The organism is Micromonospora sp. NPDC050397 (genome assembly GCF_044901685.1).
Taxonomy (GTDB): Bacteria; Actinomycetota; Actinomycetes; order Mycobacteriales; family Micromonosporaceae; genus Micromonospora_G.
Genome location: NZ_JBJDPS010000003.1, coordinates 407,090 through 431,002, shown reverse-complemented (window position 1 = coordinate 431,002; position 23,913 = coordinate 407,090). Strand labels below are relative to the sequence as shown.

The window sequence follows — 23,913 nt, the reverse complement described above, 5'->3', positions numbered from 1 at the left end:
TACTCTTACCTCTGCGCGGCGGAAGCAAGATCGCGTGCGCCCCCTTAGCTCAGTCGGCAGAGCGTCTCCATGGTAAGGAGAAGGTCTACGGTTCGATTCCGTAAGGGGGCTCAGAGGGTTCAGCTGGACCCGCCTGCGGCGGTGTAGCTCAGATGGTAGAGCAAGCGGCTCATAATCGCTGTGTCGCCGGTTCAAGTCCGGCCACCGCTACTCTCGGCGACCGGGCCCGATTCCGGTAACCGAAGCGAAGGGCGCCAAGGGCGCCCACTTTGCATGTGCGCGTAGCAAGCAGGTAAGCTGCTACGTCGTAGTTGATCCTTAGCGAGGAAGGCACTCCGCCGTGGCGAAGGCGACCGATGTCCGTCCGAAGATCACTTTGGCGTGTGTGGAGTGCAAGGAGCGCAACTACATCACGCGTAAGAACCGCCGTAACGACCCGGACCGTATCGAGCTGAAGAAGTTCTGCCCCCGGGACGGCAAGCACACCGTTCACCGCGAGACGCGCTAGATCCCGTGGCCGGCGGCGCCGGCCGACGGTTCTTTTCACGATCGCCGTACCGATCGGGCCTTACCGCCCTCGGTGCGGCGATCGTGCTTTTGTAGCCACCAACCACGTGATCGGCCTCCGACCGCGTAAAAGGTGATCGAGGATCCGGGAGTGTAGGTTCGCGACATGTCCTTGGACCCTTCATTTGTTGGCCGCAGTTATCCGCCGACCGCTCCCTATCAGGTGGGGCGGGAGAAGATCCGTGAGTTCGCCACGGCGATTGGCGCGACGGACCCGGCGTACCACGATCTCGACGCCGCGCGGGCGCTCGGACACGGCGACCTGGTCGCCCCGCCGACCTTTCCCGTGATCGTGACCATGGCCGCGAGTCAGCAGATCATCGACGATCCCGCGCTCGGCATCGACTACAGCCGGGTGGTCCACGGCGACCAGCGTTTCGCGTACGCCCGACCGGTGGCGGCCGGCGACGAGCTGATCTGCGTCAACACCGTGGAGGAGATCACCAGCCGTGGCGGTCACGATTTCCTGACCATCAGGACCGATGTCTCGACCGCCGCCGGCGAACCGGTGGTCACGGTCTGGTCCAAACTCGTCGTACGCGGGGAGAACTGACGTGGAACTGCCGGTCAAGACCTTCCGGGTGACCCGGGCCGATCTCGTCCGCTACGCGGGCGCCTCGGGTGACTTCAACCCGATCCACTGGAGCGACCGGTTCGCCACCAAGGTCGGGCTGCCCGGTGTGATCGCCCACGGCATGTTCACCATGGCCCTGGTGGGGCGGGCGGTGACCGAGTGGGCCGGCAGCCCCGACGCCGTGGTCGAGTACGGCGTCCGGTTCACCCGCCCGGTGGTGGTGCCGGACGACGACCAGGGCACCGAGATCGAGGTGCGCGCGGTGGTCCGCGAGGGGGCCGAACCGGGTCTGACCAGGCTCGATCTGACCGCGACCTGTCTCGGTGAGAAGGTGCTCGCCCAGGCTCGGGCGACCATTCGCGGGACCGTCGCGGGCGGCTGAGGGTCACGCTCCGTACCGCCTGTACCGGCCCGCGACGGGTCGTTCCGACCGTCCGCCACCGGGCGGTGGTGGACCGGTTGGGAAAGTCGGGGCTCTACCCGTACACTGGTCCGCCGTGGGGCAAGTAACCCCTACTTAGGCATGCGTGCCCGGGTGGGGTCACTTCCCGCACAGGGGTGTAGCTCAATTGGCAGAGCAGCGGTCTCCAAAACCGCAGGCTGCAGGTTCAAGTCCTGTCACCCCTGCGCCTTAGGCCTGACCGTTCCCGGGGGTCGGAGTCGCCCGTCGGGCGGCGATCGTCCCGTGGTGGTGGCATCGGCGGGGTTGCACCGGAGCGGGTCGCCGCGTCTCGGGCAATTTTCGTCGGCTCCGCCGGCCGCGGCCCGTCCCGGGGGGCGGTAGGGTTCGGGTTTCGGCCGAGCGCGTTGACACGGACTCGGCCGGCGAGACCAGCGTGTCGCGCGTCCACCCGACGTGCGTACCCAGCACCCCCCGACGGAGGGCGAAGTGGCCGAGAGCAACCGGCGCGGCGAGGACGCCGCGGACGACGACCGTTTCGATGACGAGACGATCGACGACGCTGTCGACGATGACGCCGATGAGGGCGAGGAGCCGGTCTCGCGAGGTGGCACCGCCACCCGTTCCCGGACCAGGGCGGAGTCGGCCGAGGATCGACCGAAGGCCAAGTCGGAGACCCAGCGTGTGGGATTTTTCGGCCGGATCGCCCGGTTCTTCCGCGAGGTCGTGGCCGAACTGCGTAAGGTCATCTGGCCAACCCGCAAGGAACTGTTGACCTACACCGCCGTGGTGGTCGTGTTCGTCGCCGTGATGCTGACGATCGTGGCCGGGCTGGACTACGGGTTCGCCCAGGGCGTGTTGTGGGTCTTCGGTAACCCCAGCTGACGCGCTGCCGCAGCTGATAGTGACGGAAGTGAGCAAGCGTGCCTGAGTACGACGAGACCGCCGGACCCGCGGACGAGCAGTCCGCGGTGGCGACGGCGGCCGGTGACGAGTCGGTCGAGGCCGCCAGCGAGCCGGATTTCGATGAGATCGCCGAGTCGGAGCCGGACGAGGACTACGACCCCGTCGCGGAGCTGCGGCAGAAGCTGCGCTACGCACCGGGTGACTGGTACGTCGTGCACTCCTACGCCGGTTACGAAAACAAGGTCAAGACCAACCTGGAGACCCGGATCACCAGCCTCGACATGGAGGAGTTCATCTTCCAGGTCGAGGTGCCGACCCGGGAAGAGGTCGAGGTCAAGAACGGCAAGCGGTCGCAGGTTCAGGCGAAGGTCTTCCCCGGTTACATCCTGGTCCGGATGGAGTTGACCGCGGAGTCCTACTCCTGCGTCCGGAACACGCCCGGGGTCACCGGTTTCGTGGGCGCGACCGACCGGGTCGACCGGCCGGCGCCGCTCTCCCTGGACGAGGTGCTCAAGTGGCTCGCGCCGGCGGTGGAGGCCGAGACCAAGGGCGGCAAGGCCAAGCCCGAGGTCCGGGTGCTCGACTTCGAGGTCGGCGACTCGGTCACCGTCACCGACGGTGCCTTCGCCTCGCTGCCCGCGACCATCAGCGAGATCAACCCCGACCAGCAGAAGCTCAAGGTGCTGGTGTCGATCTTCGGTCGGGAGACGCCGGTGGAGCTCAACTTCAACCAGGTCGCCAAGATCTAGTCGTTGACCGATGGGCGTCGGGTCCGCTCGGATCCGGCGCCCGTCGGCGTATCGATCGACACTCGACGGCGACCTGGGCGGATAGCCCGGCCCCAGCCTGCGCTATCCTAGAACGTCGCCCCGTTGGCCGCGCTGACCGTGCGCGCCCGACCGTGGCAACGTCCGGTGCACATTCACCAGATATCAAGCCCCAGGAAGAGACATGCCTCCGAAGAAGAAGCTCGTCAAGACGTTCACGCTTCAGCTGCCGGCGGGCCAGGCCACCCCGGCGCCGCCGGTCGGCCCGGCGCTCGGCCAGCACGGCGTCAACATCATGGAGTTCTGCAAGTCGTACAACTCGCAGACCGAGTCGCAGCGTGGGGACATCGTTCCCGCCGAGATCAGCGTCTACGAGGACCGGTCCTTCACCTTCGTCCTCAAGACCCCGCCCGCCGCGCGCCTGCTGATCAAGGCCGCCGGTGTGGCGAAGGGTTCCGGGGTGCCGCAGAGCGAGAAGGTCGGCTCGATCACCCAGGCCCAGCTCCGTGAGATCGCGGAGAAGAAGATGGCCGACCTCAACGCCAACGACATCGAGCAGGCCGCGAAGATCATCGCCGGCACCGCCCGGTCGATGGGCATCACCGTCAAGTGACCCCTCTCCACCTCAGCGTGGCGAGTTCGGAATTCGTGGGAGGGCGCGCCGGTGGCGCGACCCGCCAGAAACCACAGGAGTAACCAGACATGCAGCGCAGCAAGAACTACCGCAAGGCCACCGAGGTCGTCGACCGGGACCGGCTCTACACCCCGGCCGAGGCGGTCAAGCTCGCCAAGGAGACCACCCGGGTCAAGTTCGACGCCACGGTCGAGGTCGCGATGCGCCTCGGCGTCGACCCACGCAAGGCGGACCAGATGGTCCGCGGCGTGGTCAACCTGCCGCACGGCACCGGTAAGACCGCTCGGGTGATCGTCTTCGCCGCTGGCGCCAAGGCCGAGGAAGCCCTCGCCGCCGGTGCCGACGAGGTCGGTTCGGACGAGCTGGTCGCCCGGATCCAGGAGGGCTGGCTCGACTTCGACGCCGCGATCGCCACCCCCGACCAGATGGCCAAGATCGGCCGGATCGCGCGGATCCTGGGCCCGCGCGGTCTCATGCCGAACCCCAAGACGGGCACCGTGACCATGGACGTCACCAAGGCCGTCGCGGACATCAAGGGTGGAAAGATCACCTTCCGGGTGGACAAGCACTCGAACCTGCACCTGATCATCGGTAAGGCGTCCTTCACCGAGTCGCAGCTCATCGACAACTACGCCGCAGTGCTCGACGAGGTGCTGCGCGCGAAGCCGTCCGCGGCCAAGGGCAAGTACCTGAAGAAGGTCACCGTCACCACCACCATGGGCCCCGGCGTGCCGGTCGACCCGAACGTGGTCAAGAACCTCCAGGGCGACGCGGCCTCCGCCGAAGCCTGAGTCGGCCGCCCGGCCCGAGCCGGGCTCACCGATACGGCACCGTCCTTCGGGGCCTCGTCCAGCACCGGGCGAGGCCCCGAAGTGTGTCCGGATCTGGCAAGCTCGTCGCCATGCGCCTCGACGACGTCTGGCTGCGCTACCGCCGCCGAGCCCCGTGGGTGTTGCGGGCGGTCCGGCTCGACCTCGCGCCCGGTGAGGTCGCCGTCGTCCTCGGCCGCAACGGGGCCGGGAAGTCCACCCTGTTGCAGTTGACCGCAGGGGTGTTGCGGCCGACCCGGGGCGTGGTGCGGGAGCGGCCCCGGGTGGTCGGGTGGGTGCCCGAGCGCTTCCCGGCCGACCAGCCGTTCACCGTCGAGTCCTACCTCACCGCGCTGGCCCGGGTCCGGGGCCTCTCCGCCGCCGCTGCCGGGTCGGCGGTGGCGGCCTGGACCGAGCGGCTCGGGCTGGACGGCTACCGGGCCGTCCGACTGCCCGAGCTTTCCAAGGGCACCGCGCAGAAGGTCGGTCTCGCCCAGGCCCTCCTGGTCCGGCCCGAACTACTGATCCTGGACGAGCCCTGGGAGGGGCTCGACGCCGCTGCCCGAGAGCTGGTCCCGGACCTGGTCGCCGAGGTGCTCGCCGAGGGTGCGTCGGTGTTGGTCAGCGACCACCGGGGCGAGACCGTGCGGCTGCCGGGGGCGACGCACTGGCTGGTGGAGGAGGGCGCGGTCACCGTCGCCAGGTCGGCCACCGCCGGCGGCAGCAGCGTGGTGGAGATCGCGGTCCCGACCGTCGACGTGGCGGGCACCGTCGCCGCGTTACGGGCCGCCGGCCACCAGATCCTCCGGGTACGCCCGACCGCCGCCCCGCCTCCGCAAGCCACACCCGATCCGTTGGCCGAAGAGGAGGGGCCCGAGCCGTCCCCTGCCCCGATCGTGGCGAGCCCGTCGCCCGGAAGCGAGTTGACCGCGTGATCCCGCTGATCCGGATGCGGCTGGCCGGGTTCGTACGGACCGGCCGGGCACTCGCACCCCTGACCGCCGGCCTGGTTCTCCTCGCGCTGCTCAACGGTGGCGGACAGGCGCAGGCGGGGGAGGCGTACGGGGTCTCGGCGGTGGTCCTCTTCCCCGTACTGGCCTGGCAGACCAAACTGCTGCTCGATGTCGAACCCGACGTGGCACGCCGACTGGTGCTGGTCGCCGTCGGCAGTCGGAGCAGGGAACTCACGGCCGGCCTGGTCGCCGCCGCGACGGCCGGCCTCGGCACCGTGCTGATCGCGCTCGCGCTGCCCTGGCTGCTCGGCGGTGTCACCGGTCCGGAGGATCCGAGCGACCTGCCGCTGGCGCGGGGGATCGCGCTCGGCGTCTGGGCGCACCTGCTGGTCCTGCCGGCGGCGGTGGCGCTCGGCGCGCTGGCCAGCCGGGCGGCGACCAACAGCCCGAGGTACGGGGTGCTGGTCCTGGTGACCGGGGCGGTCTGGGCGGTTGTGTTCGGGCTGCGGGACTCGGTGCTGCCCTGGGCGGCACCACCGATGATGGCGACCGCCCGGGCGGTCACCACCGGTCCGGACGGGCTCCGGGTGGCCGAGCTGACCACGCACGCCCTGCTCTGGAGCGCTGCGGTGGTTTCCCTCTACGCCTGGCTGCGGCGACACCGGGCGTGACCTGGATCACTCTCGGTACGGCGGCCCGGCACCAATTTGCCGCTGCTCGGGCGTGTCGCGTACTCTCGGTTGGTCGTCCGGGTTTCGACCCGGGCAATCGTAACCACCAAAGACCGCTGGTCACCGTGCCGAGGCACGGTTGAAGGTCCCGTTCGACGGGCGACCCGCGCAGGCGGAGACGGAAAGCGTGTCGGTCATGTTCGCATGATCCTCGCCCCGTGCGCCCTGCGCCGGGGCGTTTCTCGTTGCGGCTGTTCCTTCCTACCTTTCACGAAGGTAACCAGCCCGGAGCAATGAGAGAGGAGGGACATGGCGGACAAGCCGGTTCGGGCCGACAAGGCCACGGCCGTTGCCGAGCTCACCGAGCACTTCCGTAGCTCGGGTGCCACCGTGCTGACCGAGTACCGCGGCCTGACGGTCGCCCAGCTGACCCAGCTGCGGCGCTCGCTGGGTCGGGAGACGACCTACTCGGTCACGAAGAACACGCTGGCCAAGCGCGCTGCGACGGACGCTGGCATCGAGGGCCTCGATGAGCTGTTCACCGGTCCTACCGCGCTGACCTTCGTCGGCGGCGACGTCGTCGAGGCGGCCAAGAGCCTGCGCGACTTCGCGAAGGCCAACCCGAAGCTGGTCATCAAGGGTGGCGTCTTCGAGGGCAAGGCCATCACCGCGGCCGAGGTCACCAAGCTTGCCGACCTGGAGTCCCGTGAGGTGCTGCTCGCCAAGCTGGCCGGCGCGATGAAGGGCAACCTCAGCAAGGCCGCGGCGCTGTTCCAGGCGCCGCTGTCCAAGACCGCCCGCCTCGCGGCGGCGCTGCAGGACAAGCGCGAGAAGGAGGGCGCGGAGCAGGCCTGACGGCCGGTTCCAGCGCCCCCGATCAACTTTCGACAGTACGAGGAAAGGACGCCAGCCATGGCGAAGCTCAGCACCGACGAGCTGCTCGACGCGTTCAAGGAAATGACGCTGATCGAGCTGTCGGAGTTCGTGAAGCAGTTCGAGACCACCTTCGAGGTCACCGCGGCCGCGCCGGTCATCCAGGGTGGCGGTGGCGGCGGCGCCGCCCCGGCCGCCGAGGCCGAGCCGGAGCAGGACGAGTTCGACGTCATCCTGGAGGCTGACGGCGGCAAGAAGATCCAGGTCATCAAGGTCGTGCGTGAGCTGACCGGCCTGGGCCTGAAGGAGGCCAAGGACCTCGTCGAGAGCGCGCCGAAGGCCGTTGTCGAGAAGGTCAACAAGGAGACCGCCGACAAGGCCAAGGCCAAGCTCGAGGCCGAGGGCGCGAAGGTCACCCTCAAGTAAGTTTTCCCGGCACACGGTCACCGGTGGCGTTGGCGCCAGCGCCACCGGCAAGTGAGCTGACGCACATCGCGTGGCGGCGGGCGGCGATCCGAGATCGGATCGCCGCCCGCTGCTGTTCGCTGACAGCAGGTGATCAGGGCTTTGGTGGTCCGGTACCGGCGGCCGGTCGGGTGTGGGTCGGCACTGTCCGGGGAAAGACGTTGCGCGACCGGCGTTCCAGCCCTTGACGCGGCTGGGCACGGGCAGGCACGCTGACACCAGCAAGACCTTCCGCGCTTGCGACGGCCATCACCCGGGTCATGGCGGCGGCACCTTACGCCGGCAGGATCGGGGTCGTCTGCGGGGAGCGTGCGAAGACGTGCGAGCGCGTATCTGAACGCGTGGCGGCCTCTGGCCTCGGCACGTTTCGCAACGCCCTGCCGTGCCGGCTGGACAGCGGTTAGCCTCTCGGCTACACTGCTAGTTTGCGCTGCCTTCCGACTTGACCCCTGCTCGGAATGTCCGTTTGTGGATATTTCTAGTGGGGTCATTGGAGTGCACGCGTAACAGCCGTTCTGCAGCACCGGTCCTCGGAAGGACGCATCTTGGCAGCTTCCCGCCCTGCGAAGACCAGTCGTACGTCGAGCGCTTTCGCGCCCCGCCGAATCTCATTCGGCAGGATCACCGAACACCTCGAGGTCCCCAACCTCCTTGCCATCCAGAACGAGTCGTTTGACTGGCTGGTCGGCAACGAGGCTTGGCAGGGCCGGTCGGCCGACGACCCGCACGCACGCTCGGGTCTCGCGGAGATCCTCGACGAGATCAGCCCGATTGAGGACTTCTCCGGCACTATGTCCCTGTCCTTCTCCGCTCCGCGCTTCGACGAGGTCAAGGCCTCGATCGAGGAGTGCAAGGAGAAGGACCTGACCTACTGCGCTCCGCTCTTCGTGACCGCGGAGTTCACCAACAACACCACTGGCGAGATCAAGAGCCAGACGGTGTTCATGGGTGACTTCCCGATGATGACGCCGAAGGGCACCTTCATCATCAACGGCACCGAGCGCGTCGTGGTCAGCCAGCTCGTCCGGTCCCCGGGCGTCTACTTCGACAAGCAGCCGGACAAGACCTCCGACCGTGACCTCTCCAGCGTCAAGGTCATCCCGAGTCGGGGTGCCTGGCTGGAGTTCGACATCGACAAGAGAGATACGGTCGGTGTCCGCATCGACCGTAAGCGCCGGCAGGCCGTCACCGTCCTGCTCAAGGCGATCGGTTGGACCGGCGAGCAGATTCGCGAGCGGTTCGGCTGGTCCGAGCTGATGATGACCACCCTGGAGAAGGACCACATCGCCGGGGTGGACGAGGCACTGCTCGACATCTACCGCAAGCTGCGGCCGGGTGAGCCGCCGACGCGTGAGAACGCCCAGACCCTGCTCGACAACCTCTTCTTCAACCCGAAGCGGTATGACGTAGCCAAGGTCGGCCGGTACAAGTTCAACAAGAAGCTCGAGCTCCAGGTGCCGATCACCACCGGCACGCTGACCGAGGACGACATCGTCGCCACCGTGGAGTACCTCTGCCGGCTGCACGCCGGTGAGGAGGGCTACGAGGCCGACGACATCGACCACTTCGGTAACCGGCGGCTGCGTACCGTGGGCGAGCTGATCCAGAACCAGGTCCGGGTCGGTCTTTCCCGGATGGAGCGGGTCGTCCGCGAGCGGATGACCACCCAGGACGTCGAGGCGATCACGCCGCAGACCCTGATCAACATCCGCCCGGTGGTGGCGGCGATCAAGGAGTTCTTCGGTACGTCGCAGCTCTCCCAGTTCATGGACCAGACCAACCCGCTGGCGGGTCTCACCCACCGGCGCCGGCTGAGCGCGCTCGGCCCGGGTGGTCTCTCCCGTGAGCGGGCCGGCTTCGAGGTCCGGGACGTGCACCCGTCGCACTACGGCCGGATGTGCCCGATCGAGACGCCGGAAGGGCCGAACATCGGTCTGATCGGCGCGCTGTCCACCTTCGGGCGGGTCAACCCGTTCGGCTTCATCGAGACGCCGTACCGCAAGGTGGTCGAGGGTCAGGTCACCGACCAGATCGACTACCTGACCGCGGACGAGGAGGACCGGTTCGTCAAGGCGCAGGCCAACGCCCCGCTGCGGGCCGACGGCCACTTCGCCGAGGACCGGGTCCTGGTCCGTCGGAAGGGCGGTGAGGTCGACTTCGTCGCCCCCACCGCGGTCGACTACATGGATGTCTCGCCGCGTCAGATGACGTCGGTCGCGACCGCCATGATCCCGTTCCTCGAGCACGACGACGCCAACCGGGCACTGATGGGCGCGAACATGCAGCGCCAGGCGGTGCCGCTGGTCAAGGCGGAGGCGCCGCTCGTCGGGACCGGCATGGAGTACCGTGCCGCGGTCGACGCCGGTGACGTGGTCGTCGCCGAGGTCGGCGGTGTGGTCGAGGACCTGTGCGCCGACTACGTGACGGTGCACCAGGACGACGGCCACCGTCGCACCTACCTGCTGCACAAGTTCCGCCGCTCCAACGCCGGCTCCTGCGTCAACCAGAAGCCGGTCGTCTTCGAGGGCGACCGCGTCGAGGCCGGTCAGGTCATCGCCGACGGTCCGTGCACCGACGAGGGCGAGATGGCGCTCGGGCGCAACCTGCTCGTGGCGTTCATGCCCTGGGAGGGACACAACTACGAGGACGCGATCATCCTGTCGCAGCGCCTCGTGCAGCAGGACGCCCTCACCTCGATCCACATCGAGGAGCACGAGGTCGACGCCCGTGACACCAAGCTCGGCCCGGAGGAGATCACCCGCGACATCCCGAACGTCAGCGAGGAAATGCTCGCCGACCTCGACGAGCGCGGCATCATCCGGATCGGCGCGGAGGTCGTACCCGGCGACATCCTGGTCGGCAAGGTCACGCCCAAGGGTGAGACCGAGCTGACCCCGGAGGAGCGCCTGCTCCGCGCGATCTTCGGTGAGAAGGCGCGTGAGGTCCGGGACACCTCGCTGAAGGTGCCGCACGGCGAGACCGGCACGGTCATCGGTGTGCGTACCTTCTCCCGTGAGGACGGCGACGAGCTGCCGCCGGGGGTCAACGAGCTGGTCCGCGTCTACGTGGCCCAGAAGCGGAAGATCCAGGACGGCGACAAGCTCGCCGGCCGGCACGGCAACAAGGGTGTCATCTCCAAGATCCTGCCGGTCGAGGACATGCCGTTCCTGGAGGACGGCACGCCGGTCGACATCGTGCTCAACCCGCTCGGTGTGCCGAGCCGGATGAACATCGGTCAGGTGCTGGAGACCCACCTCGGCTGGGTGGCCAAGACCGGGTGGAAGGTCGAGGGCGACGACGCGGAGTGGAAGCGCCAGCTGCGCTCGATCGACGCCGACTCGTCCGAGCCGGACACCAACGTCGCGACGCCGGTCTTCGACGGTGCCCGCGAGGAGGAGATCGCCGGTCTGCTCTCGTCGACCCTGCCCAACCGGGACGGCAAGCAGTTGATCGGCGCGAGCGGGAAGGCACAGCTCTTCGACGGTCGTTCCGGCGAGCCGCTGCCGTCCCCGATCGCGGTCGGCTACATCTACATCCTGAAGCTGAACCACCTGGTCGACGACAAGATCCACGCTCGGTCGACCGGACCGTACTCGATGATCACGCAGCAGCCGCTGGGTGGTAAGGCGCAGTTCGGTGGCCAGCGGTTCGGCGAGATGGAGTGCTGGGCGATGCAGGCGTACGGCGCCGCGTACGCCCTGCAGGAGCTGCTGACGATCAAGTCCGACGACGTCCTGGGCCGGGTGAAGGTCTACGAGGCGATCGTCAAGGGCGAGAACATTCCCGAGCCGGGCATCCCGGAGTCGTTCAAGGTGCTGCTCAAGGAGCTGCAGTCGCTGTGCCTCAACGTCGAGGTGCTCTCCAGCGACGGCGTGGCCCTGGAGATGCGCGAGACCGACGACGAGGTCTTCCGCGCGGCGGAGGAACTTGGCATCGACCTGTCCCGGCGCGAGCCGAGCTCGGTCGAAGAGGTGTAGGCGTTAGGTCTGGGGCAGGGCGACCCGCTTCGGGCGGTCAGGCTTGATCCCTACGCGGGTCACCCTGCCCCAGACCTTCCCGGGAGAGCTAGCAGCGAATAAGACACGACACGAGGGATACATAACGTGCTCGACGTCAACTTCTTCGACGAGTTGCGCATTGGCCTGGCTACCGCGGACGACATCCGCCAGTGGTCGCACGGCGAGGTTAAGAAGCCCGAGACGATCAACTACCGCACCCTGAAGCCGGAGAAGGACGGGCTCTTCTGCGAGAAGATCTTCGGTCCGCAGCGGGACTGGGAGTGCTACTGCGGTAAGTACAAGCGGGTCCGGTTCAAGGGCATCATCTGTGAGCGCTGCGGTGTCGAGGTGACTCGATCCAAGGTGCGGCGTGAGCGGATGGGCCACATCGAGCTGGCCGCCTCCGTCACCCACATCTGGTACTTCAAGGGCGTGCCGAGCCGGCTGGGCTACCTGCTCGACCTGGCTCCCAAGGACCTCGAGAAGATCATCTACTTCGCATCGTACGTGGTCACGAGCGTTGACGCCGAGGCGCGTCACCGCGACCTGTCCACGATCGAGAACGAGATCCTGGCCGAGAAGCGTCAGGCCGAGAACAGCCGCGACTCGGAGATCGAGAAGCGGGCCTCCAAGCTGGAGGCGGACCTGGCCGAGCTCGAGGCCGAGGGCGCCAAGGCCGACGTGCGCCGCAAGGTCAAAGAGGGCGGCGAGCGCGAGATGCGCCAGATCCGCGACCGTGCGCAGCGTGAGATCGACCGGCTCGACGAGGTGCTCGACACCTTCCGCAAGCTCGACTCGAAGCAGTTGGTCACGGACGAGCTGCTCTACCGCGAGCTGCGGGACCGCTTCGGTGAGTACTTCACCGGCGGCATGGGTGCCGAGGCGATCAAGGCGCTGGTCCAGAACATGGACCTCGACGCCGAGGCGGAGAACCTCCGCGAGATCATCCGATCCGGCAAGGGCCAGCGGAAGATCCGGGCGCTCAAGCGGCTGAAGGTGGTCGCGGCGTTCCTGAACACCCGCAACTCGCCGCTCGGCATGGTGCTGGACTGCGTACCGGTCATCCCGCCGGACCTGCGCCCGATGGTGCAGCTCGACGGTGGCCGGTTCGCGACCTCGGACCTGAACGACCTCTACCGCCGGGTGATCAACCGCAACAACCGGCTCAAGCGCCTGATCGACCTGGGCGCGCCGGAGATCATCGTGAACAACGAGAAGCGGATGCTGCAGGAGGCCGTCGACGCGCTGTTCGACAACGGCCGCCGTGGCCGGCCGGTCACCGGCCCGGGTAACCGCCCGCTGAAGTCGCTCTCCGACATGCTCAAGGGCAAGCAGGGCCGGTTCCGTCAGAACCTGCTCGGCAAGCGCGTCGACTACTCCGGCCGTTCGGTCATCGTGGTCGGCCCGCAGCTCAAGCTGCACCAGTGCGGTCTGCCCAAGCAGATGGCACTGGAGCTGTTCAAGCCGTTCGTGATGAAGCGGCTGGTCGACCTCAACCACGCGCAGAACATCAAGTCCGCGAAGCGGATGGTCGAGCGGCAGCGGCCGGTCGTCTGGGACGTGCTGGAAGAGGTCATCACCGAGCACCCGGTGCTGCTCAACCGGGCGCCGACCCTGCACCGACTCGGCATCCAGGCGTTCGAGCCGCAGCTCGTCGAGGGCAAGGCGATCCAGATCCACCCGCTCGTCTGCACCGCGTTCAACGCGGACTTCGACGGTGACCAGATGGCGGTGCACGTGCCGCTCTCCGCCGAGGCCCAGGCCGAGGCGCGGATCCTGATGCTGTCGTCGAACAACATCCTCAAGCCGGCCGACGGCAAGCCGGTCACCATGCCGACGCAGGACATGGTGATCGGGCTCTACTACCTGACCCACCTCACCCCCGGTGAGGTCGGCGAGGGCCGGGCGTTCAGCTCGGACGCCGAGGCGCGGATGGCCTTCGACAACGGCGAACTGCACCTGCAGACGCCGATCAAGATCCGTCTGCACGGCGTGATCGGGGTCGACAACGGGGCCGGACAGCCGAAGTGGACCGAGCCGGAGGGCTGGGTCGCGGGCGAGCCGCTCACCGTGGACACCACGCTGGGCCGGGTGCTGTTCAACGAGACCCTGCCGAAGGGCTACCGGTTCGTCAACTACGAGATCCGCAAGGGTCAGCTCTCGGCGATCGTCAACGACCTCGCCGAGCGGTTCCCGAAGGTGGCGTTGGCCGAGACCCTCGACGGGCTCAAGGAGGCCGGCTTCCACTGGGCCACCTGGTCCGGTGTGACGATCGGTATGCAGGACGTCATCGCGCCGCCGCGCAAGCCGGAGATCCTGGAGCGGTACGAGAAGGAAGCCGACCGGATCGACAAGCAGTACCAGCGGGGTCTGATGACCGCCGAGGAACGTCGCGGCGAGCTCATCGAGATCTGGACCAAGGCGACCAACGAGGTCGCCAAGGAGATGGAGACCGCGCTACCGCAGGAGAACCCGCTCTGGGTCATGATCAACTCGGGCGCCCGCGGTAACCTGCTCCAGCTCCGCCAGATCGCCGCGATCCGTGGCCTGGTGGCCAACCCGAAGGGTGAGATCATCCCGCGGCCGATCAAGGCCAGCTACCGGGAGGGTCTGTCCGTACTGGAGTACTTCATCTCCACGCACGGTGCCCGTAAGGGTCTGGCCGACACCGCGCTGCGTACCGCCGACTCGGGTTACCTGACCCGTCGTCTGGTGGACGTCTCGCAGGACGTGATCATCCGCGAGGAGGACTGCGGTACGGATCGCGCCATCCCGATGCAGGTCGGCGAGCAGCGCGACGGCAAGCTGGTGGTGCACACGCACGCCGAGACCGGTGTGCACGCCCGTACCCTGGCCGACGACATCAAGGGCGCCGACGGCAACGTCGTCGCCGAGCGGGGCATGGACCTCAACTCGATCCTGGTCGACAGGATCGTCGAGGCCGGTGTCGAGACGGTACGGGTGCGCAGCGTGCTCACCTGTGAGTCCAAGCTCGGTGTCTGTGCCGCCTGCTACGGCCGGTCGCTGCCGACCGGCAAGTCGGTCGACATCGGCGAGGCGGTCGGCATCATCGCGGCCCAGTCGATCGGTGAGCCGGGTACGCAGTTGACCATGCGTACCTTCCACACCGGTGGTGTCGCGGGTGAGGACATCACCCAGGGTCTGCCGCGTGTCCAGGAGATCTTCGAGGCCCGGGTCCCGAAGGGTAAGGCGCCCATCGCCGACACCCCCGGTCGGGTCCGGATCGAGGACGGCGAGCGCTCGCGGAAGATCATCGTGGTGCCGGACGACGGCAGCGACGAGATCGTGTACGACAAGATCTCGAAGCGGGTCAAGCTCCGGTCCCACGACGGCGACCACGTCGAGGTCGGGCAGAAGCTCACCGAGGGCACCATCGACCCGCACGAGCTGCTGCGCATCCTCGGCCCGCGCGCGGTCCAGGTCCACCTGACCCAGGAGGTCCAGGAGGTCTACCGCTCGCAGGGTGTGCTCATCCACGACAAGCACATCGAGATCATCATCCGCCAGATGCTCAAGCGGGTCACGGTGATCGACTCCGGCGCGACCGAGTTCCTGCCGGGTGTGCTGGTCGACCGGGCACTGTTCGAGTCGGAGAACCGCCGACTCGTCTCCGAGGGCGGCGAGCCCGCCGCCGGACGGCCGGTGCTGATGGGTATCACCAAGGCGTCGCTGGCCACGGACTCGTGGCTGTCGGCGGCCTCCTTCCAGGAGACCACCCGGGTGCTCACCGACGCGGCGATCAACGCCCGTAGTGACTCGCTCATCGGTCTCAAGGAGAACGTCATCATCGGAAAGCTCATCCCGGCGGGTACCGGCATCAGCAAGTACCGCAACGTCCGGGTGGAGCCGACCGAGGAGGCGAAGGCCAAGGTCTACTCGATGACCGGATACCCGGAGACCGACTACGGTTTCGGGCCGGCCAGCGGGCAGGCGGTTCCGCTGGACGACTTCGACTTCGGGTCGTACCGCTAACCAGATCGGGTCCGGGCGCCCCGCGTGTCGTTACGACGACGCGCGGGGCGCTCGGCGTATTTGTAGGCTGGCGGGGTGGAGATGACGCAGGCGGCCGCGCCCGGACCGATGCTGCGGCATCCGCTTGATCCGGATCCGGTGCGCTCGACGAAGGCCCGCGCGGTCTACGCCCTGGGCCTGGTCGCCGCGCTGACCGGGGTCCTGCTCGGCGGCGTGGTGCCGGCCACCGTCGCGCTGGTGCTGGTGCGCCAGGCCCGACGGGAGGCGTACGCCTCGGGCGGTTACCTCACCGGGTCGGCACTGCTGCGCCGGGGCGAGCGGCTGGCCTGGGCCGGGATCACGCTGGCCGCGGCGACAACCGTGGTGCTGCTCGTGATCGGTCTGCTCAACGTGGTGGGCACCCCGGGCGGGCGGGACTTCGCCCCGACCATCGACTAGTGCGCGGACTGCCTAAAGTATGAGGACCCGTGGGAACCGGCGTGGACCGGAGCCCGTCGGGACAAGCAGGCCACCCGGAGGGGGACGTCGGTGACGGATCAGGCACGGCCACCCCTCGGGCCGGGCGGCCCGCCGTCCGCGTACCCGCCCGCCGGACCGGGCGGCCCGCCGTCCGCGTACCCGGTGCCGACCTTCGCCGGGCCGGGCCCGGCGGGTGCCGGCACGCCGGTGCCGCCGCCACCCCGCGAGACCTGGCGCCCGCCGCGCCGGGTCGACCCCGTTCCCGGTACGCCGTTCGCGCTGGCCTACCTGGAGGTGGCGCCGATCACCTCGGGGTTGGCGGTCGGTGCCCTGACCGCCGGCATCGCCTCGATCGTCGTCTCGCTCGTGGTGCTCTGCTTCGGCCTGGTCGGTGCCGAGGGCGGCTGGGGAGCCTGGGCGGCCGGGGCGTTCAGCGTGCTCGGCGGCCTGCTCGGTGCCGCCGCGATCGTGCTCGGGGTGCTCGGTCGGCGGCAGACCCGCCGCGAGGCGCCGCCGCCGGCGGTCCGGTTCGTCGGCTCGGGACTGGCGGTCTCCGGGATCTGGTGCGGGGCCGTCGGGCTCACGCTGACCGTGCTGGCGCTCACACTGGCGATCATCCTGCAACTGAGCTGAGCGCCCGTGGGTACGTGACCGGGGGCCGACGGGGCCTTTCCCGCCACAGCCAGTACACTTGTTGACAGCGGTGCCTGCTGTCGGCACCCGGGTCGGACGAGGTGAGCAAGACCACGGCGTGGCTTTTTCACCGTACCCCGTTTTGACCTGGGTGCTTCTGGTAGGTACCCTTCCCCTCGTGCCCGGGCTCGCCCGGGCAACTCGTGCGTGCTCCCGAGCCGGTGTCCGGCCATCGAGCAGCATCACGACACAGTCGAAGAGGTCGACGGGGAACGCTTGTCGACCGCAAATCCGGTGCGGGCGAAAGCACGCAACGGGACCGCGCGAAGGCGACACGCCCGACCGCGGGTGCCGGAGCCATCCGCGGACGGGTTCGGTTGGAATGTAGGAGAGTCACCCACCCGGGCGACTACGACCAAGGCACGACCGCCGGGCAGGCGGTCGGAGGGAGCGGAAAACCCGGTGCCCACCATTCAGCAGTTGGTCCGCAAGGGCCGCCAGGCTAAGACGACGAAGACAAAGACGCCCGCGCTGAAGGGCAGCCCGCAGCGGCGCGGCGTGTGCACGCGTGTTTACACCACGACCCCGAAGAAGCCGAACTCGGCGCTGCGGAAGGTCGCTCGCGTCAAGCTGAGCAGCCAGATCGAGGTGACCGCGTACATCCCGGGCGTGGGGCACAACCTGCAGGAGCACTCGATCGTGCTCGTTCGCGGCGGCCGGGTGAAGGACCTCCCCGGCGTGCGCTACAAGATTGTCCGCGGTTCGCTGGACACTCAGGGCGTCCGTAACCGCAAGCAGGCGCGCAGCCGCTACGGCGCGAAGAAGGAGAAGAGCTGACATGCCGCGTAAGGGACCCGCTCCGCGCCGGCCGTTGGTCGCCGACCCGGTGTACAACTCGCCGCTGGTCACCCAGCTGGTGAACAAGATCCTGCTTCGTGGCAAGCGTCAGCTCGCCGAGCGCATCGTCTACGGCGCCCTCGAGGGCTGCCGGGAGAAGTCGGGCACCGATCCCGTTGTCACCCTCAAGCGGGCGATGGACAACGTGAAGCCGACGCTGGAGGTGCGCAGCCGCCGGGTCGGTGGCGCGACCTACCAGGTGCCGGTCGAGGTGCGCCCGGCCCGGGCGACCACCCTCGGACTGCGCTGGCTGGTGACGTACTCCAAGGCGCGTCGCGAGAAGACCATGATCGAGCGCCTGATGAACGAGCTGCTCGACGCGAGCAACGGCCTCGGTGCCGCCGTCAAGCGGCGCGAGGACACGCACAAGATGGCCGAGTCCAATAAGGCCTTCGCGCACTACCGCTGGTAACACACCTCGTGCCGCCGCCGCTACGGCGGCGGCACGACCAGGTTGTCGAGACGACGATAAGTAGGGATTGAAGTGGCCGCCGCAGACGCGCTCGCCAAGGTACGCAACATCGGCATCATGGCGCACATCGATGCTGGTAAGACCACGACCACCGAGCGGATCCTGTTCTACACCGGCATCACGTACAAGATCGGTGAGGTCCACGAGGGCGCCGCCGTCATGGACTGGATGGAGCAGGAGCAGGAGCGGGGGATCACCATCACCTCCGCCGCCACCAAGTGTGAGTGGAAGGGCCACACGATCCAGATCATCGACACGCCCGGCCACGTCGACTTCACTGTCGAGGTCGAGCGGTCGCTGCGGGTCCTGGACGGTGCGGTCGCGGTGTACGACGGGGTCGCCGGCGTGGAGCCGCAGACCGAGAACGTCTGGCGCCAGGCGGACAAGTACAACGTCCCCCGGATGTGCTTCGTCAACAAGCTCGACCGGACCGGCGCCGACTTCTTCCGCTGCGTGCAGATGATGATCGACCGGCTGAACGCCACCCCGCTGGTGCTCCAGATCCCGATCGGGCTCGAGGGCGACCACATCGGTGTCGTCGACCTGATCGGGATGCGCGCGCTGACCTGGCGCGGGGAGACCCAGAAGGGTGAGGACTACGCGGTCGAGGAGATCCCGGCCGACCTCGCCGACTCGGCCGCCGAGTGGCGCGAGAAGCTGCTGGAGACCCTGGCCGACGTCGACGACTCGGTGATGGAGAAGTACCTCGAGGGCGAGGAACTCTCGATCGACGAGATCAAGTCCGCGATCCGTCGGGCCACCATCGCCGGCAAGGCGAACCCGGTACTCTGCGGTTCGGCGTTCAAGAACAAGGGCGTCCAGCCGATGCTCGACGCCGTGGTCGACTTCCTGCCGTCGCCGCTGGACATCCCGGCCGTCGAGGGCACCGCGACCGACGGCGAGACCGTGCTGCTGCGCAAGCCGTCGAACAGCGAGCCGTTCGCCGGTCTGGCCTTCAAGATCCAGACCGACAAGCACCTCGGCAAGCTGACCTACGTCCGGGTCTACTCCGGCACGCTCGAATCCGGTTCCCAGGTGATCAACTCCACCAAGGACCGCAAGGAGCGGATCGGCAAGATCTACCAGATGCACGCCAACAAGCGGGAAGAGCGTCCCTCGGCCCAGGCTGGCGACATCATCGCGGTGCAGGGTCTGAAGCAGACCACCACCGGTGACACGCTCTCCGACCCGGCGAACCCGGTGATCCTGGAATCGATGACGTTCCCGGAGCCGGTCATCAACGTGGCGATCGAGCCGAAGACCAAGTCCGACCAGGAGAAGCTCGGCACCGCGATCCAGCGGCTGGCCGAGGAGGACCCGACCTTCCGGGTCAAGCTCGACGAGGAGACCGGCCAGACGGTCATCTCCGGCATGGGCGAGCTCCACCTGGACATCCTGGTCGACCGGATGCGCCGCGAGTTCAACGTCGAGGCGAACATCGGTAAGCCGCAGGTGGCGTACCGCGAGACCATCCGCCGCAAGGTGGAGAAGGTCGAGTACACGCACAAGAAGCAGACCGGTGGTTCGGGTCAGTACGCCCGGGTCATCGTCAGTCTCGAGCCGCTGCCGCTGGGCAACGACTCGCCGACGTACGAGTTCGTCAACGCGGTGACCGGTGGTCGCATCCCGCGTGAGTTCATCCCGTCGGTGGACGCCGGGGCCCAGGACGCCATGCAGTACGGCACCCTGGCCGGCTACCCGCTGGTGGGTCTGAAGCTGACGCTGGTCGACGGCCAGTACCACGAGGTCGACTCGTCCGAAATGGCGTTCAAGATCGCCGGCTCGATGGCGCTCAAGGAAGCGGCCCGCAAGGCCGACCCGGCGCTGCTCGAGCCGATGATGGCCGTCGAGGTCACCACCCCTGAGGAAAACATGGGTGATGTCATCGGCGACCTCAACTCCCGCCGCGGCATCATCCAGGCCATGGAGGAGCGGAGTGGCGCTCGCGTCGTCCGCTCTCTGGTGCCGCTGTCGGAGATGTTCGGCTATGTCGGCGACCTGCGGTCGAAGACCCAGGGCCGGGCTAGCTACAGCATGCAGTTCGACTCCTACGCCGAGGTTCCGCAGAGCGTCGCGAAGGAGATCATCGCGAAGGCCACGGGTGAGTGAGCGGAAACGCCTCACTCGCCCGTGACCGGGCCGGTGATACCGCTAGGGCCATCGGCGGGTAATCTCGCCGCGGCTTGCACGGGCCGGGCTGCACGAGACCGGGCCTGAAGGTTTCACCGCCGTAAGACCCAAGTTCTTCCCGACCGAAACAGGTCGGTAAGGCTGTCGACAGAGTCCTGAACGCCGAATGGCGTGCCGGGCGTACGAACCAAGAAGTCCACAGGAGGACACCAGTGGCGAAGGCGAAGTTCGAGCGGACTAAGCCGCACGTCAACATCGGCACCATTGGTCACATCGACCACGGTAAGACGACGCTGACGGCGGCCATCACCAAGGTCCTGCACGACAAGATGCCCGACCTGAACCCGTACACGCCGTTCGACGAGATCGACAAGGCGCCGGAGGAGAAGGCCCGCGGTATCACGATCTCGATCGCGCACGTCGAGTACCAGACCGAGGCGCGTCACTACGCGCACGTTGACTGCCCCGGTCACGCCGACTACATCAAGAACATGATCACCGGTGCCGCGCAGATGGACGGCGCGATCCTGGTGGTTGCGGCGACCGACGGCCCGATGCCGCAGACCCGCGAGCACGTGCTGCTGGCCCGCCAGGTTGGCGTGCCGTACATCGTCGTGGCGCTCAACAAGAGCGACATGGTCGATGACGAGGAGCTCCTGGAGCTCGTCGAGCTCGAGGTTCGTGAGCTGCTGTCGGGTCAGGAGTACCCGGGCGACGACCTGCCGGTCGTCCGCGTCTCGGCGCTGAAGGCGCTCGAGGGCGACCCGGAGTGGACCGACCGGCTCATGGAGCTCATGGCCGCCGTCGACACCTCGATCCCGCAGCCGGAGCGCGAGACCGACAAGGCGTTCCTGATGCCGGTCGAGGACGTGTTCACGATCACCGGTCGTGGCACCGTCGTCACCGGTCGGGTGGAGCGCGGTGTGCTCCTGCCGAACGAGGACGTCGAGGTCGTCGGCATCAAGGAGAAGAGCTTCAAGACCAAGGTCACCGCGATCGAGATGTTCCGGAAGACCCTGGACGACGCTCGCGCAGGTGAGAACGTCGGCCTGCTGCTCCGTGGTACCAAGCGCGACGAGGTCGAGCGCGGCATGGTCGTGGTGAAGCCGGGGACCACCACCCCGCACACCGAGTTCGAGGCGACCGTCTACATCCTCTCCAAGGAGGAGGGTGGACGGCACACCCCGTTCTTCCAGAACTACCGCCCGCAGTTCTACTTCCGCACCACGGACGTCACCGGCGTCGTCACGCTGCCCGAGGGCACCGAGATGGTCATGCCGGGCGACAACACGACGATGTCCGTCAAGCTCATCCAGCCCATCGCGATGGAGGACAACCTCAAGTTCGCGATCCGGGAGGGTGGCCGGACGGTCGGCGCCGGGTTCGTCACGAAGATCGTTAAGTAAAAGGTAACCCCGATTAGCGTTGCCGTGCGGTAGTACGGCATACTAGTCAGGTTGCGTACCGACCGTTTGTCGGCGTGCGCCCGGGTTTCCCGGGTGTGCGTTGACGAAGAGTCGCGCGCAGGGTGGTTGACCGCCCCAAGCGGTCAACCACCCTCGCACGGCGTCCAGGTCATGTTTTTCATGACCGGCGCCTCGACCGACCCGCGAAGGTCAGATTGCCCCGGGTAACCCTGGGCGGAGTCTGAACCCGGAGCGCGACACGCCCGACCGCGGGGGTCGGCGAAGTGGGGCTCTACCAGGTGGTGAGCACCCGCAAGACAGCGGCATCGAGAGAAGGAACAGAAGCCACCATGGCGGGACAGAAGATCCGCATCCGGCTCAAGGCCTATGACCACGAGGTCGTCGACTCCTCGGCGCGGAAGATCGTGGAGACGGTGACGCGCACCGGGGCGCAGGTCGCGGGCCCGGTGCCGCTGCCCACGGAGATCAACCGTTTCTGCGTGATCCGTTCGCCGCACAAGTACAAGGACTCGCGCGAGCACTTCGAGATGCGCACGCACAAGCGTCTGATCGACATCATCGACCCGACCCCGAAGACGGTCGACTCGCTCATGCGCCTCGACCTGCCGGCTGGCGTCGACATCGAGATCAAGCTGTAGGGACCGGACTAATGGACAGGCAAGTTAAGGGCATCCTGGGCGCCAAGCTCGGCATGACCCAGGTCTGGGACAACAACCGCGTTGTCCCGGTGACCGTGGTGCAGGCCGGCCCGTGCGTCGTGAGCCAGGTCCGTACCACCGACAAGGACGGGTACTCCGCGATCCAGTTGGCGTACGGCGTAGTTGACCCGCGCAAGGTCAAGAAGCCGCGGGCCGGGCACTTCGCGAAGTCCGGCGTGGCTCCCCGGCGGCACATCGTCGAGCTGCGCACCGTGGACGCCTCGGAGTACGAGCTCGGTCAGGAGGTCACCGTCGACGCGTTCGCCCAGGGCGCCACGATCGACGTGACCGGCCGGACCAAGGGCAAGGGCTTCGCCGGCGTCATGAAGCGGCACGGCTTCCACGGCCTGCGCGCCAGCCACGGTGTCGAGCGCAAGCACCGCTCGCCCGGCTCCATCGGCGCCTGCGCGACCCCCGGTCGCGTCTTCAAGGGCGTGCGGATGGCCGGTCGGATGGGTGCGCGCCGGTTCACCGTGCAGAACCTGGTGATCCAGGCGGTCGACGCCGAGCAGAACCTGCTGCTCGTCCGTGGCGCCATCCCGGGCCCCAAGGGCGCCCTGGTGCTGGTTCGCTCCGCGGCCAAGACGCAGGTGAAGAAGGGCGGTGTGGCGAAGTGACCTCCGTTGACGTACGCACCGTCGAGGGCGGGACGAGCGGCTCGGTCGAGCTGCCGGACAGCGTTTTCGACGTGCAGGCGAACCTCGCGCTGATGCACCAGGTCGTGGTGGCCCAGCTGGCCGCCGCGCGCCAGGGCACGCACAAGGCGAAGACCCGCGGTGAGGTCGCCGGTGGCGGCAAGAAGCCGTACAAGCAGAAGGGCACCGGTCGTGCCCGCCAGGGCTCGATCCGCGCGCCGCAGTTCGCCGGCGGTGGCGTGGTCCACGGCCCGGTGCCGCGCGACTACAGCCAGCGGACCCCGAAGAAGATGAAGGCCGCCGCGCTGCGTGGCGCCCTGTCGGACCGGGCCCGCGCGGGTCAGGTGCACGTGGTCGAGTCCTTCGTCACCGGCGAGAAGCCGTCGACCAAGGCGGCCCTGGCCACGCTGGCGAAGGTGACCGAGGCCAAGCGGGTCCTGGTCGTGCTGAGCCGCACCGACGAGCTGAACTGGGTCTCGCTGCGCAACGAGCCGCGGGTCCACCTGCTCGAGTCGGGCCAGCTCAACACGTACGACGTGCTGGTGGCCGACGACGTGATCTTCACCCGGGAAGCGCTGGACGAGTTCCTGGGCGTTCCGGGGGCGCAGGCCGCGGACGAGTCCGGAAGTGAGGGCGACGAGAAGTGAGCACGATCGCCGACCCGCGGGACATCATCGTCGCGCCGGTCGTCTCCGAGAAGAGCTACAGCGAGCTGAACCGTAACTGGTACACCTTCCTGGTGCACCCGGACGCGAACAAGACCGCGATCAAGATCGCTATCCAGCAGATCTTCGACGTGCGCGTCCTGACGGTCAACACGCTCAACCGCGAGGGCAAGCGCAAGCGGACCCGCAACGGGTTCGGCCAGCGCAAGGCCACGAAGCGCGCGATGGTGAAGCTGGCTGACGGCGACCGCATCGAGGCCTTCGGCGGCCCGGTCAGCTGAGGGGTG

Annotated in this window: 23 protein-coding genes and 3 tRNA genes; all 26 read left to right on the top strand. The window is 67.9% G+C overall.

Translation table 11 applies throughout. The features are described 5' to 3' along the window. The first annotated feature begins 38 nt into the window (after nt 1–38). The 26 genes from ACI2K4_RS12945 to rplW all read left to right on the top strand — a co-directional run bounded on the left by ACI2K4_RS12945 (nt 39) and on the right by rplW (nt 23,907). Nucleotides 39–111, top strand: a tRNA-Thr gene (locus ACI2K4_RS12945). A 26-nt stretch (nt 112–137) separates the two neighbouring features. Further along, a tRNA-Met gene (locus ACI2K4_RS12940) sits at nt 138–210 on the top strand. Between the two features lie 130 nt (nt 211–340). After that, nucleotides 341–508 carry a 50S ribosomal protein L33 gene (rpmG, locus tag ACI2K4_RS12935; protein WP_013288652.1) on the top strand — a complete coding sequence of 56 codons (168 nt, stop codon included), beginning with the start codon at nt 341–343 and terminating at the stop codon, nt 506–508. Between the two features lie 165 nt (nt 509–673). Then, nucleotides 674–1,120 carry a MaoC family dehydratase N-terminal domain-containing protein gene (locus ACI2K4_RS12930; RefSeq protein ID WP_404510758.1) on the top strand — a complete coding sequence of 149 codons (447 nt, stop codon included), beginning with the start codon at nt 674–676 and terminating at the stop codon, nt 1,118–1,120. A 1-nt stretch (nt 1,121) separates the two neighbouring features. Further along, a complete protein-coding gene (locus tag ACI2K4_RS12925) occupies nt 1,122–1,523 on the top strand; it encodes a MaoC family dehydratase (protein ID WP_404510756.1) in 402 nt (133 codons plus the stop codon). A gap of 172 nt (nt 1,524–1,695) precedes the next feature. Next, nucleotides 1,696–1,768 (top strand) — tRNA-Trp (locus tag ACI2K4_RS12920). A 262-nt stretch (nt 1,769–2,030) separates the two neighbouring features. After that, complete coding sequence (gene secE, locus ACI2K4_RS12915; RefSeq protein WP_404510754.1) at nt 2,031–2,426, top strand: preprotein translocase subunit SecE; 396 nt, start codon at nt 2,031–2,033, stop codon at nt 2,424–2,426. Between the two features lie 38 nt (nt 2,427–2,464). Beyond that, nucleotides 2,465–3,196 (top strand): transcription termination/antitermination protein NusG, encoded by a 732-nt coding sequence (gene nusG, locus ACI2K4_RS12910; RefSeq protein WP_404510752.1) that lies wholly within the window; start codon nt 2,465–2,467, stop codon nt 3,194–3,196. A 202-nt stretch (nt 3,197–3,398) separates the two neighbouring features. After that, entirely contained in the window at nt 3,399–3,827 is a 429-nt protein-coding gene (rplK, locus tag ACI2K4_RS12905) for a 50S ribosomal protein L11 (protein WP_404510750.1), read from the top strand. 89 nt (nt 3,828–3,916) lie between these two features. Next, nucleotides 3,917–4,639, top strand: a complete 723-nt coding sequence (gene rplA, locus ACI2K4_RS12900) for a 50S ribosomal protein L1 (protein ID WP_404510747.1) — start codon at nt 3,917–3,919, stop codon at nt 4,637–4,639. Nucleotides 4,640–4,749: 110 nt separating this feature from the next. Next, nucleotides 4,750–5,592, top strand: a complete 843-nt coding sequence (locus ACI2K4_RS12895) for an ATP-binding cassette domain-containing protein (protein WP_404510745.1) — start codon at nt 4,750–4,752, stop codon at nt 5,590–5,592. Continuing rightward, complete coding sequence (locus tag ACI2K4_RS12890; RefSeq protein WP_404510743.1) at nt 5,589–6,281, top strand: hypothetical protein; 693 nt, start codon at nt 5,589–5,591, stop codon at nt 6,279–6,281. Before ACI2K4_RS12895 ends, ACI2K4_RS12890 begins: the two co-directional genes overlap by 4 nt. A 309-nt stretch (nt 6,282–6,590) precedes the next feature. Next, nucleotides 6,591–7,136, top strand: a complete 546-nt coding sequence (rplJ, locus tag ACI2K4_RS12885) for a 50S ribosomal protein L10 (protein WP_404510741.1) — start codon at nt 6,591–6,593, stop codon at nt 7,134–7,136. A gap of 57 nt (nt 7,137–7,193) precedes the next feature. After that, nucleotides 7,194–7,580 (top strand): 50S ribosomal protein L7/L12, encoded by a 387-nt coding sequence (gene rplL, locus ACI2K4_RS12880; RefSeq protein WP_404510739.1) that lies wholly within the window; start codon nt 7,194–7,196, stop codon nt 7,578–7,580. Nucleotides 7,581–8,164: 584 nt separating this feature from the next. Continuing rightward, a complete protein-coding gene (locus ACI2K4_RS12875) occupies nt 8,165–11,596 on the top strand; it encodes a DNA-directed RNA polymerase subunit beta (protein ID WP_404510737.1) in 3,432 nt (1,143 codons plus the stop codon). Nucleotides 11,597–11,722: 126 nt separating this feature from the next. After that, the gene (locus ACI2K4_RS12870) at nt 11,723–15,610 is read left to right on the top strand and encodes a DNA-directed RNA polymerase subunit beta' (protein WP_404510735.1); all 3,888 of its coding nucleotides are present in this window, start codon (nt 11,723–11,725) and stop codon (nt 15,608–15,610) included. 81 nt (nt 15,611–15,691) lie between these two features. Beyond that, nucleotides 15,692–16,048, top strand: a complete 357-nt coding sequence (locus ACI2K4_RS12865; protein WP_404511796.1) for a hypothetical protein — start codon at nt 15,692–15,694, stop codon at nt 16,046–16,048. Between the two features lie 90 nt (nt 16,049–16,138). Beyond that, nucleotides 16,139–16,702 carry a phage holin family protein gene (locus tag ACI2K4_RS12860; protein ID WP_404510733.1) on the top strand — a complete coding sequence of 188 codons (564 nt, stop codon included), beginning with the start codon at nt 16,139–16,141 and terminating at the stop codon, nt 16,700–16,702. A gap of 462 nt (nt 16,703–17,164) precedes the next feature. Continuing rightward, nucleotides 17,165–17,539 (top strand): 30S ribosomal protein S12, encoded by a 375-nt coding sequence (rpsL, locus tag ACI2K4_RS12855; RefSeq protein ID WP_007465318.1) that lies wholly within the window; start codon nt 17,165–17,167, stop codon nt 17,537–17,539. Between the two features lies 1 nt (nt 17,540). Beyond that, nucleotides 17,541–18,011, top strand: a complete 471-nt coding sequence (rpsG, locus tag ACI2K4_RS12850; RefSeq protein WP_121158400.1) for a 30S ribosomal protein S7 — start codon at nt 17,541–17,543, stop codon at nt 18,009–18,011. A 72-nt stretch (nt 18,012–18,083) separates the two neighbouring features. Continuing rightward, a complete protein-coding gene (gene fusA, locus ACI2K4_RS12845; protein ID WP_404510730.1) occupies nt 18,084–20,180 on the top strand; it encodes an elongation factor G in 2,097 nt (698 codons plus the stop codon). Between the two features lie 233 nt (nt 20,181–20,413). Further along, a complete protein-coding gene (tuf, locus tag ACI2K4_RS12840) occupies nt 20,414–21,607 on the top strand; it encodes an elongation factor Tu (RefSeq protein WP_404510728.1) in 1,194 nt (397 codons plus the stop codon). Between the two features lie 350 nt (nt 21,608–21,957). Continuing rightward, on the top strand, nt 21,958–22,266 hold the full coding sequence (rpsJ, locus tag ACI2K4_RS12835) for a 30S ribosomal protein S10 (protein WP_007073037.1): 309 nt from the start codon (nt 21,958–21,960) through the stop codon (nt 22,264–22,266). Nucleotides 22,267–22,277: 11 nt separating this feature from the next. Beyond that, nucleotides 22,278–22,943 carry a 50S ribosomal protein L3 gene (gene rplC / locus ACI2K4_RS12830; RefSeq protein ID WP_404510726.1) on the top strand — a complete coding sequence of 222 codons (666 nt, stop codon included), beginning with the start codon at nt 22,278–22,280 and terminating at the stop codon, nt 22,941–22,943. Beyond that, nucleotides 22,940–23,608: a 50S ribosomal protein L4 gene (rplD, locus tag ACI2K4_RS12825; protein ID WP_404510724.1), complete on the top strand. Its 669-nt coding sequence runs from the start codon at nt 22,940–22,942 to the stop codon at nt 23,606–23,608. The genes rplC and rplD overlap by 4 nt, the downstream gene beginning before the upstream one ends. After that, the gene (gene rplW / locus ACI2K4_RS12820; protein ID WP_121158405.1) at nt 23,605–23,907 is read left to right on the top strand and encodes a 50S ribosomal protein L23; all 303 of its coding nucleotides are present in this window, start codon (nt 23,605–23,607) and stop codon (nt 23,905–23,907) included. Before rplD ends, rplW begins: the two co-directional genes overlap by 4 nt. Nucleotides 23,908–23,913 lie beyond the last annotated feature (6 nt).

Coding starts and splice junctions, on each gene's coding strand:
- ACI2K4_RS12930 (WP_404510758.1), top strand. CDS start 674: ATGTCCTTGGACCCTTCATTTGTTGGCCGCAGTTATCCGCCGACCGCT.
- rplK (WP_404510750.1), top strand. CDS start 3,399: ATGCCTCCGAAGAAGAAGCTCGTCAAGACGTTCACGCTTCAGCTGCCG.
- rplA (WP_404510747.1), top strand. CDS start 3,917: ATGCAGCGCAGCAAGAACTACCGCAAGGCCACCGAGGTCGTCGACCGG.
- ACI2K4_RS12895 (WP_404510745.1), top strand. CDS start 4,750: ATGCGCCTCGACGACGTCTGGCTGCGCTACCGCCGCCGAGCCCCGTGG.
- rplJ (WP_404510741.1), top strand. CDS start 6,591: ATGGCGGACAAGCCGGTTCGGGCCGACAAGGCCACGGCCGTTGCCGAG.
- rplL (WP_404510739.1), top strand. CDS start 7,194: ATGGCGAAGCTCAGCACCGACGAGCTGCTCGACGCGTTCAAGGAAATG.
- ACI2K4_RS12865 (WP_404511796.1), top strand. CDS start 15,692: ATGACGCAGGCGGCCGCGCCCGGACCGATGCTGCGGCATCCGCTTGAT.
- rpsG (WP_121158400.1), top strand. CDS start 17,541: ATGCCGCGTAAGGGACCCGCTCCGCGCCGGCCGTTGGTCGCCGACCCG.
- rpsJ (WP_007073037.1), top strand. CDS start 21,958: ATGGCGGGACAGAAGATCCGCATCCGGCTCAAGGCCTATGACCACGAG.
- rplC (WP_404510726.1), top strand. CDS start 22,278: ATGGACAGGCAAGTTAAGGGCATCCTGGGCGCCAAGCTCGGCATGACC.